7 protein-coding genes (1 of these 7 running past the window's edge) are annotated in these 19,731 nt (G+C 63.0%); 5 read left to right on the top strand and 2 right to left on the bottom strand.

Features of this window, described 5'->3' with window-relative positions:
• The first annotated feature begins 257 nt into the window (after positions 1–257).
• The 5 genes from pvdM to QMK55_RS23035 all read left to right on the top strand — a co-directional run bounded on the left by pvdM (position 258) and on the right by QMK55_RS23035 (position 8,228).
• Positions 258–1,628: a pyoverdine-tailoring dipeptidase-like protein PvdM gene (gene pvdM, locus QMK55_RS23055; protein WP_102355746.1), complete on the top strand. Its 1,371-nt coding sequence runs from the start codon at positions 258–260 to the stop codon at positions 1,626–1,628.
• On the top strand, positions 1,625–2,905 hold the full coding sequence (locus QMK55_RS23050) for an aminotransferase class V-fold PLP-dependent enzyme (RefSeq protein ID WP_320330022.1): 1,281 nt from the start codon (positions 1,625–1,627) through the stop codon (positions 2,903–2,905). Before pvdM ends, QMK55_RS23050 begins: the two co-directional genes overlap by 4 nt.
• Before the next feature lie 38 nt (positions 2,906–2,943).
• Complete coding sequence (locus tag QMK55_RS23045; protein WP_102355744.1) at positions 2,944–3,852, top strand: formylglycine-generating enzyme family protein; 909 nt, start codon at positions 2,944–2,946, stop codon at positions 3,850–3,852.
• 147 nt (positions 3,853–3,999) lie between these two features.
• On the top strand, positions 4,000–5,649 hold the full coding sequence (locus tag QMK55_RS23040) for a cyclic peptide export ABC transporter (protein WP_320330021.1): 1,650 nt from the start codon (positions 4,000–4,002) through the stop codon (positions 5,647–5,649).
• Between the two features lie 116 nt (positions 5,650–5,765).
• Entirely contained in the window at positions 5,766–8,228 is a 2,463-nt protein-coding gene (locus QMK55_RS23035) for a TonB-dependent siderophore receptor (RefSeq protein ID WP_320330020.1), read from the top strand.
• 903 nt (positions 8,229–9,131) lie between these two features.
• Here QMK55_RS23035 and QMK55_RS23030 read toward each other — a convergent pair.
• Entirely contained in the window at positions 9,132–10,091 is a 960-nt protein-coding gene (locus QMK55_RS23030) for an alpha/beta hydrolase (protein WP_102358289.1), read from the bottom strand.
• 67 nt (positions 10,092–10,158) lie between these two features.
• A protein-coding gene (locus tag QMK55_RS23025) for a non-ribosomal peptide synthase/polyketide synthase (RefSeq protein ID WP_320330019.1) crosses the window boundary here: on the bottom strand, positions 10,159–19,731 show its 3' portion. The gene runs 5,424 nt beyond the window's last position; the window shows 9,573 of its 14,997 coding nt (coding positions 5,425–14,997); its start codon lies beyond the right edge, outside the window — the gene reads right to left on this strand; the stop codon is at positions 10,159–10,161.

Genomic DNA, 19,731 nt, shown 5'->3' with positions numbered 1-19,731 from the left:
GCAAATTTAACTCACCCGACGATGATGACCTGTGGCGAGGGGATTCATCCCCGATGAGTTGCAAAGCGACTCCAATCCGACGCTGGCGGCTACGCCAGAAGGGACAGCGCTCGCAGGCATTGCGAGCGCTCGCTCGATCGGGGATAAACCCCCTCGCCACAGTGCCAGGCTTAAATTTTGCGGCCAATCACTCGTTCTTCCCAGATAGCGAAGGCCCCCGCGCCTGCACCTCGATGGCGAACCTGACTGAGATGGCAATGACAAAACCACGTTCGAAAAAGGCTCTATTCATCGGCCTGCCGTTGGCCCTGGCGATCAGCGCCGGCGCAGGCTTTGCCGTTTGGCACCACTGGTTCAAGGGCGACCTCGGCTACCCGGTCAAAGTCATGAAGCAGGCCGATGAGCTGCACGAACGCATGCTCTCCTTCGACAGCCATGTCAGCCTGACGCAAAATTTCGGCACCGACGGTCACGAAGCCGACAAGGACGGCGACGGTCAGTTCGACCTGGCCAAGGCCAACCGTGGGCGCCTGTCAGGCGCTGCGCTGACCATCTTCGGCTGGCCGGAAATGTGGAACGGCCCGAACGCCCCGCACAAGCCGACGCCCGGCTTCGTCGACGAGGCGCGCAACCAGCAGGAAATCCGTTTCAAGATCATCTCCGGCATGGTCCGCGACTACCCCAATCAGGTCGCCATCGCCTACACCCCGGACGATTTCCGGCGCTTGCACGGTGAAGGCAAATTCGCGATTTTCATCAGCATGCTCAACGCCTATCCGCTGGGCCATGATCTGAACCTGCTGGACCTGTGGACGGCGCGCGGCATGCGCATGTTCGGTTTCAGCTACATCGGCAACAACGACTGGGCGGATTCGTCGCGGCCGCTGCCATTTCTCAATGACTCGCCGGACGCCCTCGACGGCCTCTCGGATCTGGGCAAACAAGCGGTCAAGCGCCTCAACGACCTGGGCGTGATCATCGACGTCTCGCAAATGTCGACCAAGGCCCTCGAGCAAGTCGCACAGCTGAGTCGCACCCCGCTGGTGGCCTCGCATTCGGCGCCGCGTGCGATGGTCGACATCCCGCGCAACCTCAGCGACAAGGAAATGCAGCTGATCAAAAACAGCGGCGGCGTGGTGCAGATCGTCGCGTTCTCGCAGTACCTGCGTCCGCTCACCCAGCAAACCCAGGACAAGCTCAACGAGATGCGCAAGGACTTCGACCTGCCGCCCCTGCCGAACCTGGCAATGGCGCTGATGCCGGGCGACCCGATCATCGCGGCGTGGTCCGAGCAGAAGTTCGGCCAGTACGCCAGTCGCCTGTACGGGATTCTCGAAGGCGAGCCGAAAGCCAGCCTCAAGGACCTGGGCGATGCCATCGATTACGCCGTGCGCAAGATCGGCATCGACCATGTCGGCATCAGCTCCGACTTCAACGAAGGTGGCGGCGTCAAAGGCTTCGAGAACGTCGGCGAAATCCGTAACGTCACCGCCGAATTGATCTCGCGCGGCTACTCGGACGCCGACATCGCCAAACTCTGGGGCGGCAACTTCCTGCGGGTCTGGGATCAGGTCGAGAAAGCCGCGAAACCGGCCTTGGCCGCCGCGCCGGGCACCGCCAAGCCATGAGCAATCGTCGTGAGTTCTTGAAGCAGGCCGGGATTCTTGCCGCGGCACTGCCACTGGGCGCGAGTCTGCCGAATGTCGCCGGTGCAGCGAGCGCCGCGCCCGTGACCGGTAACAAGTGGGCGCAGCTGCAGCAGCTGTTCGATCAGGATCCGGCGTATCTGCACTTCTCCAATTTCCTGATCACCTCGCACCCCAGGCCGGTGCGCGAAGCGATTGCACGGCACCGCGCCGCCCTCGACAAAAATCCCGGCCTGGCCATGGATTGGGACCTCGGTGTGATCGAACAGCGCGAGGAGAACGTCCGCGTCTGGGCCGGTCGCTACCTGCAAGCCGATGCCAGACAGATCGCCCTGACCGGCAGCACCACCGAAGGTCTGGCGATGATCTACGGCGGAGTGCACGTGCGCCCCGATCAGGAAATTCTCACCACCGTGCACGAGCACTACGCCACCCACACCATCCTCGCCCTGCGTACCGAACGCGACGGCACGCGGGTGCGCAAGATTCCTCTGTTCAAGGAACCGTACAGCGCCAGCAAAGCCGAAATCCTCGCCGCCATCGACAGCGCCATTCGCCCGCAAACCCGCGTTCTGGGCATGTGCTGGGTGCATTCGGGCAGCGGCGTGAAACTGCCCATCGGTGAGATCGGCGCCATCGTCGACAAGCACAACCGCGGTCGCAGCGACGCCGACCGCATCGTTTACGTGGTCGACGGGGTTCATGGCTTCGGCGTGGACAACCTGAGCTTCGCGCAGATGAACTGTGACTTTTTCATCGCCGGCACCCACAAGTGGATGTTCGGCCCTCGCGGCACCGGCATCGTCTGCAGCCGCTTCGCCGAGGTCAGGTACGTCACCCCGATCATTCCGACGTTCTCCGAAGCCACGGCGTTTTCCACCACCATGACGCCCGGCGGCTACCACTCGTTCGAGCACCGCTGGGCGCTGGACGAAGCGTTCAAATTGCATCTTGACTTGGGCAAGGCCGAGGTCGAGGCACGCATCCACGCGCTCAACAGCTACCTGAAACAACACCTGCAGCAGCGTCCGCAGATCGAACTGGTCACGCCACTGAGCCCCGAGCTGTCCGCCGGTTTCACCTTCTTCCGGGTCAAGGGCAAGGACAGCGACAAGATCGCTGCGCACCTGATGGCCAACCGCGTGGTGGCCGATGCGGTGCACCGCGACGTCGGCCCGGTAATCCGCACCGCACCGGGGCTGCTCAACGACGAACAGCAAATCGATCGCTTGCTGGCGGTACTCGACCAGGCCCTTTGAACCCGGGCGATCCCTTTTTCCTTTTAGCGAGACTCGCAATGAACAGTGAACTGCGTCGATTTTCCTTGAAGGCGCTGCCGGCGCTGATGCTCACCACCCTCGCCGCCGGCCTGCTGCCTGGCGCTGCCCATGCTGCCACCCCGCCTGCGCCGGGCAGGGTGTTCAAGGACTGCAAGGACTGCCCGGAAATGGTCGTGCTGCCCACCGGCACGTTCACCATGGGCACCCCGGACGATGAGGTCGGCCGCGAGCCGGATGAGGGACCGAGGCACCCGGTGACGTTTGCCAAACCGCTGGCGATCAGCCGTTTCCAGATACTGCGCGGCGAGTGGGACGCCTACCTCAAGGACAGCGGCTACAAAATGCCCGACGGCGACACTCGCCCCGGTCGCGCATGTAAGGCGGGCATCCCGGACTATCAGGGCAGCGACCCGCGCAAACAGTACACCGACAAGCATCCAGCGGTGTGCATGGACTTCCCGGAAGTCGAGGCCTATGTGGCCTGGCTGTCGAAAAAGACCGGCCAGCCCTATCGACTGGTCAGCGAGTCCTTGCGTGAATACGCCGCACGCGCCGGCAGCACGGGACCCTTCCCCTTCCCGTTCGACGAAGGCAAGGAATACAGCATCGCCAAACACGCCAACACCTACGGCGCCGCCGATGGCTACAACTTCACCGCCCCGGCCGGCAGTTTTCCGGCCAACGCCTTCGGCGTCTACGACATGCACGGCAATATTTATGAGTGGACCGCCGATTGCTACAACGAGAACTACGTAGGCGCGCCAAGCGATGGCAGTGCCTGGCTGAGCGGCAAGTGCGAAGTGCGGCGCATCCGTGGCAACGACTGGGGCGAGGCACCGGTGTTCTCGCGCTCGGGCAACCGCAACGCCACCTACACCGACACCCGTGGCGACTGGATCGGCTTGCGGGTCGCCCGCGATCTGTAAGGCCATCGCCCGGCTAAATTAGCCGTCCTGCCAGTCGTTTTACAGGTGGGCGCGATCCGCTATGGCGCGCCCACCGCCCTCTACGTCATCCAGGCGAACCCCACGAGCAGTGCCGGTTTTCGCCACGCCTTCAAGCAGGGAACCTCCATGAGCAAACCAACACGCGGGGTGATCAATGAATTGTTCGCCCTGCTCAAACCCTTTCGACTGATCGTCAGCGTTTCGATCCTGCTCGGCATGGTCGGCGGCCTGAGCGTCACCGCGCTGCTGGCGACCATCAACAATGTACTGCACACCGAGGGCGCACTGACCAGCACCATGGTCGCGGTGTTCGCCGGCCTGTGCCTGCTGGCGCTGACCAGCTCGATTTTTTCCGACATCGGCACCAATTTCGTCGGCCAGCACATCATCGCCAGGCTGCGCAAAGAGCTGGGCGAAAAAGTCCTCTCGGCGCCGATCGAACAGATCGAGCGCTATCGCAGCCATCGCCTGATTCCAGTGCTGACCCACGACGTCGACACCATCAGCGACTTCGCTTTCGCCTTTGCGCCGCTGGCAATTTCCCTGACGGTCACCCTCGGTTGCATGGGCTACCTGGCGATGCTGTCGTGGCCGATGTTCCTGATGATGGCGGTGGCGATCCTGATCGGCACGGTCATTCAGTACATCGCGCGCGGGCGCGGCATGCAGGGCTTTCTCAAGGCCCGGGATTACGAAGACGAGTTGCAGAAGCACTACCACGCAGTCGCCGAGGGCGCCAAGGAACTGCGCATCCACCGCCCGCGCCGGCATCGCATGTTCGTCTCGGGCATCGAAGGCACGGCCGACAAGATCTGCGATACGCAGGTACGTTCGGTGAACATTTTCGTGGTCGCCAAGACCTTGGGGTCGATGCTGTTCTTCGTGGTGATCGGCCTGGCGCTGGGCCTGCAATCGCTGTGGCCGAGCGCTGACAAAGCGGTGATGAGCGGCTTCGTGCTGGTGCTGCTGTACATGAAAGGACCGCTGGAACACATCATCGGCACCTTGCCGATCGTCAGCCGCGCGCAGATCGCGTTCCGCCGTATCGCCGACCTGTCCGAGCAGTTTTCCTCGCCCGAGCCGCACCTGCTGCTCAGCGACCAGGGCCACCAAAAGACCCCGGTGCACAGCCTGGAACTGACCGATGTCTCGTACAGCTTCCCGACCGTGGCCGGTGCCCGGCCGTTCCGGCTGGGGCCGGTGAACCTGAAAATCGAACAGGGCGACATCATTTTCATCGTCGGCGAAAACGGCTGTGGCAAGACCACGCTGATCAAGTTGCTGCTGGGCCTGTACGCGCCACAGCAAGGCGAGATCCGCCTCAACCAGCAGATCGTCGACGCCAGCAACCGCGACGATTACCGCCAATTGTTCACCACGATCTTCGCCGACTACTACCTGTTCGACGATGTGGTCCAGGGCGATACCCATATCCCGGAAGACGCCAACAAATACCTGGAGCGCCTGGAAATTGCGCACAAGGTCAGCGTGCGTGACGGCTCGTTCACCACCACCGACCTGTCCACCGGCCAGCGCAAGCGTCTGGCCCTGATCAATGCCTGGCTCGAAGAGCGTCCGGTGCTGGTGTTCGACGAGTGGGCTGCCGACCAGGACCCGACCTTCCGCCGCATTTTCTACACCGAGTTGCTGCCGGACCTGAAACGTCTGGGCAAGACCATCATCGTCATTTCCCACGACGATCGTTACTTCGATGTCGCCGACCAACTGGTGCGCATGAGCGCCGGCAAAGTGGTCACTGAGCTGCAACCCGCCTGACTGTGAAAAATCTTTAAAAAAAATGCGTTGAGCTTTCCGGTTTTCGGAAGGCTCAACGTCTTACTAACAGTTAATAGAAATAGTTCTCAGTCAACACTTTGAAGAGTAGAAGAACAATGCCCGCACCGCACGGACTCCACCCGCTCGCCAAGGCCCTGCTGATCCGCCGCTCCTTCCGTTGCACCTTGCCAGCGTTCTGCGCCATGGCCCTGACCGTGCCGATGATCGGCCAGGCCCAGGCCGCCGCCGTGGCGATCAATATTCCTGCACAGTCGCTGGGGAGCGCGTTGCAGGAATTCGGTCGCCAGACCAACCTTCAGGTACTTTACAGCCCGGATGAAGTGAGTGGCCTGCGCAGCAGCGCCGTCAACGGTAACCTGGAACCGACCGCCGCCATCGCGCAACTGCTGCAAGGTACGAACATCGCCTACAGCGTCGAAGGCAATAACGTCGCCTTGCGTTCGCGCAGCAGCGGCGGTGCCAGCCTCGATCTGGCACCGACCAACATTTCCGCCACCGCGGAATCGGCCTGGGGCCCGGTAGACGGGATCGTCGCCAAGCGCAGCGCCACTGGTTCGAAGACCGACTCGTCGCTCAAGGAAATTCCGCAGACCATCAACGTCGTCACCCAGGACGAAATCAAGATGCGCGGCTCGAAGACAGTCACCGAGGCCCTGCAATACACGCCAGGCATGACCGGCGGCGGTTTCTCGGACCGGGTGAAGATCTTCGACGAACCGACTTCCCGTGGCTTCTCCCCTACTCCGCTGTACCTCGACGGCCTGCACATGCCTTACGGCGGCGGCAGCACCGGCGGCTCGCTGCAGATCGACCCGTACACCCTGGAGCGCGTCGAAGTGCTCAAGGGCCCGGCCTCGGTGCTGTACGGCCAGAACCAGCCGGGCGGTATCGTCAACATGGTCAGCAAGCGTCCGACCGCCACCCCGCTGCACGAAGTGAAGCTCGGTGGCGGCAGCTATGACCGCAAGTACGGTGCCTTCGACCTCGGCGGCCCGATCGACGACCAGGGCGAATTCCTCTATCGCCTGACCGGTGTGGTCAACGACAGCGGCTCGGCCATCGACTACGCCAGCCAGAACCGCATGCTGCTGGCGCCAAGCCTGACCTGGCTGCCCAACGACCAGACCACCATCACCGTGTTCGGTCAGTACCAGAAAGACCACGACGTACCGGAAGCCCAGGGCCTGCCCGCCAACGGCACCGTGCATCGCAGCCAGGCCGGGCGCATCAGCCGCAGCCTGTTCCTCGGCGAGCCGGACGTGAACAAGTACCACCGCGAGCAGTTCGTCGTCGGTTACGAGATCGCCCACGAACTCAACGACGTCTGGACCCTGAAACAGAACGCCCGATACGCCGACGTCAACGACCAGTACGTGGCGCCGCTGCACGGTTATTCGTTCCCGACCAACCCGGTCACCGGCCTCAACGACGGCAGCTACCAGAGCCGTTATGCAGTGGATTGGTCGCAGCACAACAAGGTCTACGGCATCGATAACATCGCCCAGGCCAAGTTCAACACCGCAGACGTCGAACACACCGTGCTGCTGGGCGTGGACTACTACCACTTCAACTCGAAATTCCTCGGCCTGTATGACCGCACCGCTCCAGGTCTGGACCTGTACAACCCGGTGTATGGCAGCCAGATCAATTTCCGCCAGCCGTACAAATGGGACAACACCATCACCCAGACCGGCCTGTACGCTCAGGATCAGTTGCGCTGGAACCAGTGGTTCCTGACCCTCGGCGGTCGGTATGACTTCGCCGAAACCGACAACAAGCAACCGCTGAGCGGCGGCCACAGCAACCAGAAAGACGAGAAGTTCACCGGTCGTGCCGGCCTGGGCTACGAGTTCGAAAACGGCATCACGCCGTACGTCAGCTACGCCGAATCGTTCCTGCCGCAAACCGGTACCGACATGAGCGGCAGCGCCTTCGAACCGACCTCCGGCAAGCAGTACGAAGTCGGCGTCAAGTACGAGCCGAAGTCCATCGACGGTTTCATCCAGCTGTCGGCGTACCAGATCGACCAGGACAACATGCTGACCTCCGACCTCGCCAACCCGGGCTTCAGCACCCAGAGCGGCTCCGTGCGTTCGCGCGGTATCGAGCTGGAAGGCAAGGTCAACGTCACCCGCAACCTGCGCGTGCTGGCGGCAGTGTCGCGTAACCAGACCAAGTGGGAGAAAGACAACGACGGTCGCGAAGGTCGCACCCTGGCCATGCGTCCGCCACTGACCGCCTCCGCGTGGGTCAACTACGACTTCGACATCTCCACCGCCCTCGCCGGTTTCGGCATGGGGCTGGGCGCCCGCTACGTGCGCAGCAGCTACGGTTCGGACTACGAGTCGGACTCGTTCCAGATCCCGTCCTACACGGTGTATGACGCCATGGTCTCCTACGACCTGGAAAAATCGCCGCTGCACGTCAAAGGCGTGAAACTGCAAGCCAACCTGCAAAACCTCACCGACGAGAAATACGTGGCCGCGTGCAACGGCACCCTCGACTGCTACTACGGCGAAGGCCGCACCATGACTGCTGACGTGACCTATAACTGGTAACCCCCGCTCAGCGCTCGACAAACGCCGGCATTTGCCGGCGTTTTTTTGGGGGGCTTGGCGGCCTTTGGGCCGACCAGGCTCTTGGGGTTTTGGGTTTTGGGTGAATATCCGTTGCTTCGGGTGCTGCTGCTGGCGGTTTCGCTCTTACAGCGAGTCACCTTTTCCAGACGCCGAAAAGGTAACCCAAAAGGCTTTGCCCCGGCGTACGGCACTTCGCTGAGGCTCAGTGTTCCCTCGCTACGGTGTCCATCCGGGGGCATCGCCTCCGGTTTGCTTCGCTGCACCTCCTCTCGATGTATGCGGCTGCGCCGCATGGCGCTGCGCGCCTAACCCCCGGATGGACACCTACGCTCGGCCTGCCGAAGGGGCTGAAGATCAAAAGCCACATCAAGAGCCGAAGCCAAAGCCAAAGCCAAAGCCAAAGCCAAAGCCAAAGCAGATCAAAAGATCGCAGCCTTCGGCAGCTCCTGCGTGGGATCGGGTGTGTTCAGTTGGAAATTGGTCGGCTGTCAGGCCGCCATCGCCAGCAGGCTGGCTCCTACAGAAAAGCAAAAGCCGAGCGCACGCTTTTCCGCCACTCAACACGATGAGCGTTAGCTCGAGTAAAGCTTTTGATCTCAGGGCCCGTCGGAAGGCTGAGTGGAGGGGTTTATCCGGGGGTGGGAGCGCAGCGACCGTTTGGCGCAGCCAAACACAGCGAGAGGAGGTGCAGCGAAGCAAACCGTAGGCGCTGCCCCCGGATGAATCCCGGAGCGAAGGAACCCGAGCCTAAGCGAGGGCCGAACGTCAGGGCACAGACCTTTTGGTTACTGTTGGGGCGTACGTTTGCCAAAAGTGACCCGCCGTCAGGGCGGAACCCTAAGTGGCCGTTACCGCAGCAACGGATATTCCCCCCCTACCCCGTCAAGCCAAAGCAAACACCTCTACCAAGCGCCCAGCAATCAACTCCAGCGCCTCTTCAGCCTCATCAACAATCGCCCCCATGCGCATGAAGTCGTGGGTCATCCCCTCATAAACCTTCAGCTCCACCGCAACCCCCGCCGCCTGCAAATGCCGGGCATACGCCACGCCCTCATCGTGCAACGGATCACACTCGGCCAACACCATCAGCACCGGCGCGACATTGGCCGGGACTTCACCGAGCAACGGCGAAAAACGTGGATCGAGACGATCGCCGGCATCACGCTGATAGTGCTCGTAGAACCACTGCAGCGAAGCCTTCTCCAGCAGATAGCCTTCGGCAAAACGCTCGATCGAAGGCGTGCTGCGACTGGCATCGGTGACTGGATAAATCAGCACCTGCAAGCGCGGCTGCACAGCGCCATCCGTCAGTTGCGCAGCCAGCACCGTGGCCAGACTGCCACCGACGCTGTCACCGGCAATCGCCAGCCGCGCCGTGTCGAGGCCCAGATCCTGTGCACTCGCCACCAGCCAGTCCCAGGCATCCTGCGCGTCGTCGGCCGCTGTCGGGAAGCGATGTTCCGGTGCCACTCGGTAAGCCACCGACAGCACCACACAATCGGCCAGCGAGGCCAGCGCGCGGCACAGTGAATCATGCGAGTCGAGGCTGCCGACCACATAGCCGCCGCCATGGAAATACAACAGTGCCGGACGCCCGGCGCCCGCCTGCAACGCATGATTACTGTAGACCCGCGCGTTCAGCCGTGCGCCGTCACGCACCGGCAGTTGCAGCTCATCCACCACGGCCAGTTCTTCACCGCCGGCGTCCATCAGCAACGATGACTGATCGAATTGTTCACGGGCCTCGGTCGGGGTCAACTCATGCATGCCGACGCGCTTGCCACTGGCCCGGCCGTTGCCGACCAGTTGCAGAAATGCGGCGATATCAGGATTCAATGACATTCAAATCTCCAAAGCGATCGAGCGCCATCAGCGCCCGATCGGTTTTGCTTGGGTTTCACAGCAGGTTTCAGGACATGACTACTGATTCAACGATCTGGCCGAGCATTTCTTCAGCCTCGGACAGAAAAGTTTCATCACGCGGGATCTGGAAGTGCCCGCAATCAAGCCATTCGCCGCCCATGCCCGGCTGACCGAGTTGTGCCGCCAGTTCGAGTGCTTCGACTTCCCGGCCCAAGGTCCACCAGCACACCGGATTGACGGTCAGCGGCGCACAGCGCTCAAGCTGGAGCGACAACTGTTTGAGCCGGCGCGCCACGCTGAACACATGCGCCAGTTCATCGGCGCCCAGCGCCACATAGGTCGAAGCCCCACGTTCAGCACTCATGGCACGCTTGAACAGCGCACGCAGGTTGTGCGGCGTCTCTTCACCGTCGATGGACTGGCCCGGTGCGGCAACCGGCAGCGTCACGTGCAGGAAATCGCGCAGATCGGCTTGCCAGTCATCCACAGCCCCGGCGTCGACCGCCGCCGACGGCACAAAGCTGTCGACCAGCCCGACAAACTTGACCTGTTGCCCCACCTGCTCCAGTTGCGCGGCGATCAACATCGCCAGCGTACCGCCCAGCGACCAGCCCAGCAGGTGATACGGCCCTTGCGGCTGTTTCTGACGAATCTGCGCGAGGTAATCACTCGCCATCTGCTGCAACGAGGTGTCGTTGAACGCCGGATCCAGCAGCATCCGCGACTGAATCGCCAACACCTGGCGTTGACCGCTCAAGCGCCGCGCCAGCGGCTCGTAGTCGAACACCGTGCCGAAGCCGGCGTGGAGACAGAACAGCGGCGCCACACCCGGAATCTCGGCATTCATCGCCAGCAACCCGGAGGCTTTTGCCGCCGTGCCCTGAACGCTGGCCACCAGCTCGCCGATGCTCGGTTTCTGCATCAGATCACGCAGTTTCAGGCTCAGGCCCTGAGCCTTGAGTACGCGGCTGCGGGCCACCACTTGCAGGCTGAGGATCGAATCGCCACCCAGTTCGAAGAAGTTGTCGGTCAACCCGACCCGTTCGATTTTCAGCACCTCTTGCCAGATCTTCGCCAGGGCCTTTTCCAGCTCGGTGCGCGGCTCAACGTACGCCAGACGCTGTTCGGCATCCGGATTCGGCAGGGCCTTGCGGTCGAGCTTGCCGTTCGGCGTCAGCGGCATGCGTTCGAGCAACATCAGGTGCGCCGGCACCATGTAATCCGGCAGGCTGGCCTTGAGTTGCTCGCGCAGACGATCGCACAAACCGTCGGCCGGAGTGTCGGCAGCGGCCAGTACATAGCCGAGCAGTTGCTTGCCGCTGACGCCCTCGCGGGCCACCACGGCGGCGTCACGCACACCCGACTGCTGCTTGAGGCGTGCTTCGATTTCACCCAGCTCGATGCGGAAACCACGGATCTTCACCTGATGGTCGATCCGCCCGAGGTAGTCGACGGTGCCGTCGGCACGCTGGCGCACCAGGTCGCCGGTGCGATACAGACGACTGCCATCGGCGCTGAACGGGTTGGCGACGAAACGTTCGGCGGTGCCACCGGCACGCCCCAGATAACCGCGCGCCAACGCACCACCCAGGTACAACTCACCGGCGATGCCGGCCGGCAGCGGGTTGAGGTCGCTGTCGAGCACATAACCGCTGCGCTCGCCGACCACGCTGCCGATCGGCGCATAGGCCGCGCCGCATTGATCGTCGACCGCGGCCTTCCAGATCAGCGGCGTGACCACCGTTTCGGTCGGGCCGTAGCCGTTGATGATGTACTGCGGTTTCAGCGCGCGTTTGGCGAGTTCGAAACTCGCCACCGGCACCGCATCCCCGCCGAAACAGTAGATCCGTACCGGCGGCGGATTGCCGTGCTGTTCGGCATGTTCGGCCAGTTGCTGCAGGTAGACCGGCGGGAACGCGGCCACGGTCACACCATGCTGATGCAGAGCGTCGTAGGTCTGTTCGGCTGTCCACAGGCTGTCGTCGCGGATCAGCAAACGCGCGCCGTGAGTCAGGGTGGTCAGCCAACGCTCGTGCGCGCCGTCGAAGGCGAACGACATGAAATGCAATTCGCAATCGACCGCGCTCATTTCATAACGCTGGCCGATCGCCTGGCAGTGCATCGCCAGCGGCCCGTGCGCCACGCCGACACCTTTGGGCTGACCGGTAGAACCGGAGGTGTAGATCACGTAGGCCAGGTTGCCCGGCTGCACCGCGATCTGCGGCGCCGACTCTGGCTGAGCGCGCAGATCCAGTTGATCGAGTTCCAGTACATGCAGGTTGGCCTGGGTCGGCAACACCTGACGCAAACTCGAATCGCTGAGCAGCAAGGCGATGCCCGAATCGTGCATCAGATAACTCAAGCGCTCGCGTGGATAGGTCGCGTCCAGCGGCACATAGGCGCCACCGGCCTTGAGCACCGCCAACAGCGCCACAATCATGTTTTCGCTGCGTGGCAAGGCCACACCGACCCGCACTTCCGGACCGACACCCTCGGCGATCAGCGCATGTGCCAGACGATTGGCCCGCGCTTCGATCTGACCGTAGCTGAAAGCTTGCTCATTGAAGATCAGCGCAATTTGTTCGGCACGCTGCGCGGCCCACCCGGCAATGCGCTGGTGCACCAGCGTGGTCTGCGGTTGCGCGACAGGATCCTGAGCGGACGAGACCTGCCCGGTCGGCAGACCGATGCGTCCCAGCGCCTGCCCGGCGTCCTGCACCAGTGCCGTGAGCAGGCCTTCCATGTTGCTGCGGATGCCTTCCACGGTCGCCAGATCAAAGTGTTCGCGCAGGAACATGTACTCGATCACCAGCCCGTCTTCGAGAGTGACCATCAGGTCCATCGGGAAGTTGGTCAGGCCGGAGTTATTGATCTCGCCAAACTTCAACGAATCATCGCGCCACTCGCGCAGCGCCTGATCGATCGGGTGGTTCTCGAACACGATGATGCTGTCGAACAGCGACTGCCCGGCACGCCCGCCCCAACGCTGGACGTCGGTCAATGGGGTGTACTCGCGCTCGCGCATTTCCAGGTTGAAATCCTGCAACTCGCGCAACCAGGCGCCCACTGCCTGCTCGCCCGGCACTTCCTTGATCACCGGCAAGGTGTTGATGAACAGACCGAGAATCGATTCCGACGCCGGCAGGCTCGCCGGACGCCCCGCCACCGTCGCGCCGAACGCCACGCAACGCTGGCCGCTGTAACGGCTGAGCAGCACCAGCCAGGCGCCCTGCACCAAGGTGTTGAGGGTGACCTGCTGCGACTGGGCGAAGGCTTTCAACTGTTCGGTACGGGTTTCGCCCAAACGGCTGTACAGCGCCTGGTGACCGCGACCGCTGCCGCTGCGCACCACCGCGTCCGCCAGATAGGTCGGCTCGTCGAGCAGGCTCAGGTGCTGACGCCAGAAGCCTTCGCTGGCATTCGCGTCCTGTTGTTGCAGCCAATTGATGTAACCGCGGTACGGCACCGCTTCGGCCAGTGGTCGTCCGGAATACTGGCTCAGCACCTCACCGATCAACTGCGAACTGCTCCAGCCGTCGATCAGAATGTGATGGTAGGTCCAGATCAGCTGATAGCTGTCCTCGCTGACTTGCACCAGCGTCAGCCGTTGCAGCGGCGGCTGGTCAAGGTCGAAGCCCTTGGCCCGCTCGGCATCAGCCAGGCCTTGCAAGGCCTCGACCGAATGATCCTGCTCACGCCAGTCGAGCAGACTGAACGGCAGCTGCGGATCGGCGAGCACGAATTGCAGCGGCTCGGCCATGTCCTGCCAGAGGAAACCGGTGCGCAGAATGTCGTGACGACGGCTGACGGTTTCCCAGGCGGCTTGCAGGCGCAGCGGCTCAAGGCCCTGCACCGGCACGCTCAACTGGTTGACGTAGAGATCCGATTCCGGCGAATTCAGCCCGAGGAACATCATGCCCTGCTGCATCGGCGACAAGCGATAGAGCCCGTCCAGTTGCCCAGCCGGCAGTGGCAGCTGCGCGACTTGCGCCTCGCTCAAGCCGTGCAGCGGCATGTCAATCAGCGCCGTCACTGGCGCCACACGACCTTCGGCAGCCTGGACGCACAGGGCCAATTGTTGAATCGTCGGTTGCTGGAACAGGTCTTTCGGGCTCAGCTCAAGCCCTTGCTGACGGGCGCGGCTGACCACCTGAATCGAGATGATCGAGTCGCCACCCAGAGCGAAGAAACTGTCACGGGTGCTGACCTGCTCAAGGCCCAGCACCTCTTTCCAGATGTCCACCAACGCCTGCTCGGTGGCATTCACCGGTTCGACATGCAACTGCGCGGCGCTGAGTTCCAGTGCTGGCAGGCGCTTGCGATCGATCTTGCCGTTGGGGGTCAGCGGCAACTGCGCCAGCCACAGGCGGTGGGTCGGCACCATGTAATCCGGCAGGGTTGCGCCCAGCCAGTTGCCGAGGGTTTGCTGCAGTTCTGCCTGTAGTTCGGCACCGGCGTCGATGATCGCCGTATCGCTCGGCACCAGATAGGCAATCAGTTGCTGACTGCCCGACACTTCGCTGGCCACGACCACCGCTTCACGCACGGCGGCATGCACCACCAGTCGTGCTTCGATTTCGCCCAGTTCGATACGCAAGCCGCGAATTTTTACCTGATGGTCGATGCGGCCCATGTACTCCAGTTCCCCCGCTTCACGCTCACGTATCAGGTCGCCGGTGCGATACATGCGCTCGCCGTTGCTGACGAAAGGATTCGGTACGAAGCGCTCGGCGGTCATCGCCGCCCGCCCCAGATAACCGCGCGTGATGCCGGCGCCGGACAGGTACAGCTCGGCCGAAACGCCCTGCGGCACCGCGTGCAGATCGGCATCCAGCAGATGGCTGGCGCTGTGCTCGAGCGCGCGCCCGATCCGCGCCTGACCACCGGCACTGCGGCGGGTCCAGGTCGAATAGGTGGTGTCTTCCGACGGGCCGTACAGGTCGTAGACGTGCTCGACGGTCGACGGTTGATACAGCGCCTCCACCAGGGCTTGTTTCAGCGGTTCACCCGCCAGGTTGATGATGCGCACGCCCGGCGGAATCTGCCCGGCGCGCTGCAATGCGGCAATCGCCGAAGGCACGGTATTGATCAGGCGCACCTGATCGCGAGCCGGCAGTTGCGGCAGCTCCAGTGCATTGCGCGCGATGATCAGCGAGCCACCGTTGGCCAAGGTGACAAACAGCTCCCACACCGACAGGTCGAAGCACACCGAAGTCGAGGCCAGTACGCCTTGAATGTCATCGCGGCTGTAGACCTTGGCCGACCAGTCGATCAGCGCCATGACGTTGCGATGGGCAATCGCCACGCCCTTTGGTTTGCCGGTAGAACCGGAGGTGTAGATCACGTAAGCGAGGTTGTCTGGCGCGACCGATGTTTGCGGCTGGCTGCTCGGATAACCGCTCAGCGACAGCTGATCCAACAGCAGCACTTGCGTATCGCCCGGCACGCTCAGGGTCGCGGCAACAGCCTGCTCGGTGAGCAGCACCCGCGCCCGACTGTCTTCCAGCATGTAAGCGACGCGATCCGCCGGGTAGTCCGGGTCCAGCGGCACATAGGCGCCACCGGCCTTGAGCACCGCGAGCAAGGCGACCAGCAACTGCTCGGAGCGCGGCATCGCCACGCCCACTCGCACTTCCGGGCCGACACCCAGCTCGATCAGCGTGTGCGCCAGACGGTTGGCCTGCGCGTCCAGTTCGGCGTAGGTCAGTTGTGTATCGGCGAAGGTCACCGCCAAGGCATCCGGAGTCGCCGCCACTTGATGGGCGATGACCTGATGGATGCACCACTCGGTGGCGAAATCGCTGTTCACCTGCGGGCTGTGTTCGATCAGGTTCAGCTCGCTGAGCGAACGTTCACCCGACTCGCTCATCTGCCCGAGCAAGCGCTGCAAGTACGCCCCCAACTGCACCACGCTGTGCGCGGCAAAGCTTTCGCACTGGTAGCTGAAGTGCATCGACAGCTCGTCGCTCAGGTGCACCAGCAGAGTCAGCGGGTAGTTGGTCTGCTCATGATTGTGGATTTCGCCGAAGCGCAGTTCTTGTGGTGCGCCCTGCGCCAGTGCTTCGGATACCGGGTAGTTTTCGAACACCAGAATATTGTCGAACAGCGCTTCACCATTGCGCGCCGCCCAGCGCTGAATGTCGAACAGCGGGGTGTGCTCATGCTCACGCAAGGCCAGGTTCTGCGCCTGCACACGCTGCAACCACTCGCCAACGCTTGAAGGCGAGTGCGGGCTGGCGATGACTGGCAAGGTGTTGATGAACAGACCGATCTGCTGCTCGACCCCTTTGAGCTCGGCTGGACGCCCCGCGACCGTGGCGCCGAACGCCACGCACTGCTGACCGGTCAGGCGCTGCAACAGCAGCAACCATGCCGCCTGAATCAGAGTGTTGAGGGTAACTTTCTGCTGCCGCGCGAACTCGCCCAGACGGCGGGTCTGTTCGGCATCAAGCACGCAGAAATGTTCACCGTGGCCGTCGCGCGGTGCATCGCCGTGTTGCGCCTGCAACGCTTGCGCCAGCAGGGTCGGCGCTTGCAGGTCAGCCAGTTGCGCGGTCCAGTAACGCTCGCTGGCCTGCACGTCCTGACGCTGCAGCCATTCGATGTAATCGCGATAACGCCCGGCCAGTGGCGGCTGGGCAACCCCGCTGTAACGCTGCAGAACTTCGCCGAGCAACTGCGAGTTGCTCCAGCCGTCCATCAGGATGTGGTGGTTGGTGTAGATCAAGTGGCAGCGCTGCTCGTCCAGACGCACCACGACCATGCGCAATAGCGGCCCCTGGCTCAGGTCGAAACCTTGCGCCTGTTCGGCAGCCGCCAGTGCATTCAGATCACTCTGACAATCGTCACGATTGCGCCAGTCGAGTACGCGGAACGGCATGTCCAGTTGCTTGTGCACCACCTGCACCGGACGCGCCAGTTCACCCTGCCAGACAAAACTGCTGCGCAGGATGTCGTGGTTGTCCACCGCCGCTTGCCAGGCTTGCTGGAAGCGTTGCGGGTCGAGGCCTTCGACATCGAGCCGGACCTGGTTGATGTAATCGCCGGTGGCCTGCTCGTAGAGGCTGTGGAACAACATGCCCTGCTGCATCGCCGACAGCGGATACACATCGGCGACCTGCCGCGGCGGCAGCGGGAACTGATCGAGCTGAGCCTGCGTCAGGCCGGCCAACGGGAAGTCCGAAGGGGTCAGGCCTTCGACGCCCGGGGTCAGGCAATGGCTGATCAACGCCGCCAGTTCCTCGGCGTAATCTTCGGCCAGGGCTTCGATCACCGCGCCGTCGAAGCGCTCGCTGCTGAACGTCCAGCCCACCCGCAGCTCACCGCCATACACCTGACCGTTGAGGGTCAACCAGTTGCCCAGCGGCGCGTCCGGGCTCTGATCGAGGCCGGCATTGTCCGGCGACGGCACGAACAGCGCAGCCTCGTCACCGGCGAAACTGCCGTCGAACTGCCCGAGGTAGTTGAAGGTGATGCGCGGGCTCGGCAAGGCCCGCAGGCTCTGCTGTGCCTGGGCATCGCCAAGGTGGCGCAAGGCGCCGAAACCGATGCCCTTGTTGGGGATCGAGCGCAGTTGTTCCTTGATCTGCTTGATCGACTCGCCCAGCGTTTGCGCCGGCATCAGGCGCACCGGGAACAGGCTGGTGAACCAGCCCACCGTGCGGGTCAGATCGACACCGTCGAACAGTTCTTCGCGACCATGGCCTTCGAGCTGAATCAGCGTCGACGCCTGCCCGCTCCAACGCCCAATGACCCGCGCCAGCGCCGTCAGCAGCAGATCGTTGACCTGCGTGCGGTAAGCCGCCGGGGCCTCTTGCAGCAGCTGTCGAGTCAGCTCGGCGCCGAGTCGGGTCTGCACGGTGCGGGCCAGACGATTGTCCTGGCTGGCGTCAACGCGCTGGCACGGCAGATCGGTACTCACATCGCTCAGGCTGGCCTGCCACCAGGCCAGCTCTGCCTGCAACGCCGGGCTGTTGGCGTAACGCTGCAAGTGCTCGCCCCAGTCCTTGAAGGCACTGGTTCTGGACGGCAGGCTCAACGGCTGATCGTCGAGCAGTTGCTGATAAGCGTTTTGCAGGTCTTCCAGCAGAATCCGCCACGACACGCCGTCCACCGCCAGGTGGTGAATCACCAACTGCAGGCGCTGCGTGCCATCGGCCAGATTCGCCAGCACCGCACGCAGCAACGGCCCGTCTTGCAGGTCGAGGCTGCACTGAGCGCGGTTACCCAGGGCTTCAAGGGCGGCGGCATCGGCGACGTTTTCCTGCCAGAGCAAGTTCTGCGGCGACTCTTCGACCGCGCGGTGCTCGGCCTGCCACACACCGTCGCGCTGAGTGAAGCTCAGGCGCAGGGCATCGTGATGGGCCACCAGTGCGCGCAACACCTGCTCGACCTTGTCGGCGTCCAGCGCCTGACGCGGTTGCAGCAGCACCGACTGGTTCCAGTGGTGACGTTGAGGAATCTCGTCGGCGAAGAACTGCTGCTGGATCGGCAGCAGCAACGCTGCACCGCTCGCGGCTTGCTGATCAATCGTCGACTCGTCGCCACCCAGTTGCGCGACCAGCGCCAGGCGCTGCACGGTCTGGTGCTGGAACAGGTCTTTGGGATTGAGGCGAATACCGGCCTGACGGGCGCGGCTGACCACCTGAATCGAGATGATCGAGTCGCCGCCCAATTCAAAGAAGTTGTCGTTGATGCCGACTTGCGGCAGCTTCAGCACCTCTTGCCAGATTGCGACCAGACGCTGCTCCATCACGCTTTGCGGCGCCTGATAGGCCTGCTGGGCCTGGCTGGCGTCCGGCGACGGCAAGGCGTTGCGGTTGAGTTTGCCGTTGGCGGTCAACGGCAATTGCGCCAGCAGCAACAGGTGTGCCGGGACCATGTGATCCGGCAGGTTGGCCTTGAGTTCAGCGCGCACGCTGTCGCGCCACAACGCTTGTTCGGCCGGGCTTGCGTCGAGCAGCGCGGCATCGTTCGGGACCAGATACGCCACCAGTTGCTGACCGCTGAGACCCGGTTGCGCCAGCACTGCGGCCTGGCGCACCGCTGCCTGCTCCAACAGTTGCGCTTCGATCTCACCGAGTTCGATACGGAAACCGCGAATCTTCACCTGATGGTCGATGCGCCCGATGTATTCGATCACGCCGTCGGCGCAGTAGCGCGCCAGGTCACCGGTACGGTACAGACGCCCGCCATCGGCGGCGAACGGGTCGGGAATGAAACGCAGGGTGGTCAGATCCGCGCGGTTCAGATAACCGCGAGCCAGGCCGGCGCGACCGACGTACAACTCACCGATGCAACCTTTGGCGACCGGATTCAGATCGCCGTCGAGCAAGTACCAGGACAGGTCGGGGATTGGCTCGCCGATCGGACTGCTGGCCTCACGCTGCAAATCGGCCATCGACAACGGCCGGTAGGTCACGTGTACGGTGGTTTCGGTGATGCCGTACATGTTGATCAGTTGCGGTGCCTGATCGCCGAAACGTTCGAACCACGGACGCAGGCTCTTGACCTCCAGCGCCTCGCCGCCGAACACCACGTAGCGCAGCGCCAGTTGTTGCGCCGCTTGCTGCGGGGCACACGCCACTTGCATCAATTGCTTGAACGCCGACGGCGTCTG

The sequence above is a fragment of the Pseudomonas sp. P8_229 genome (assembly GCF_034008635.1).
Lineage (GTDB): Bacteria > Pseudomonadota > Gammaproteobacteria > Pseudomonadales > Pseudomonadaceae > Aquipseudomonas.
This window is presented reverse-complemented; position numbering and strand designations above follow the sequence as displayed.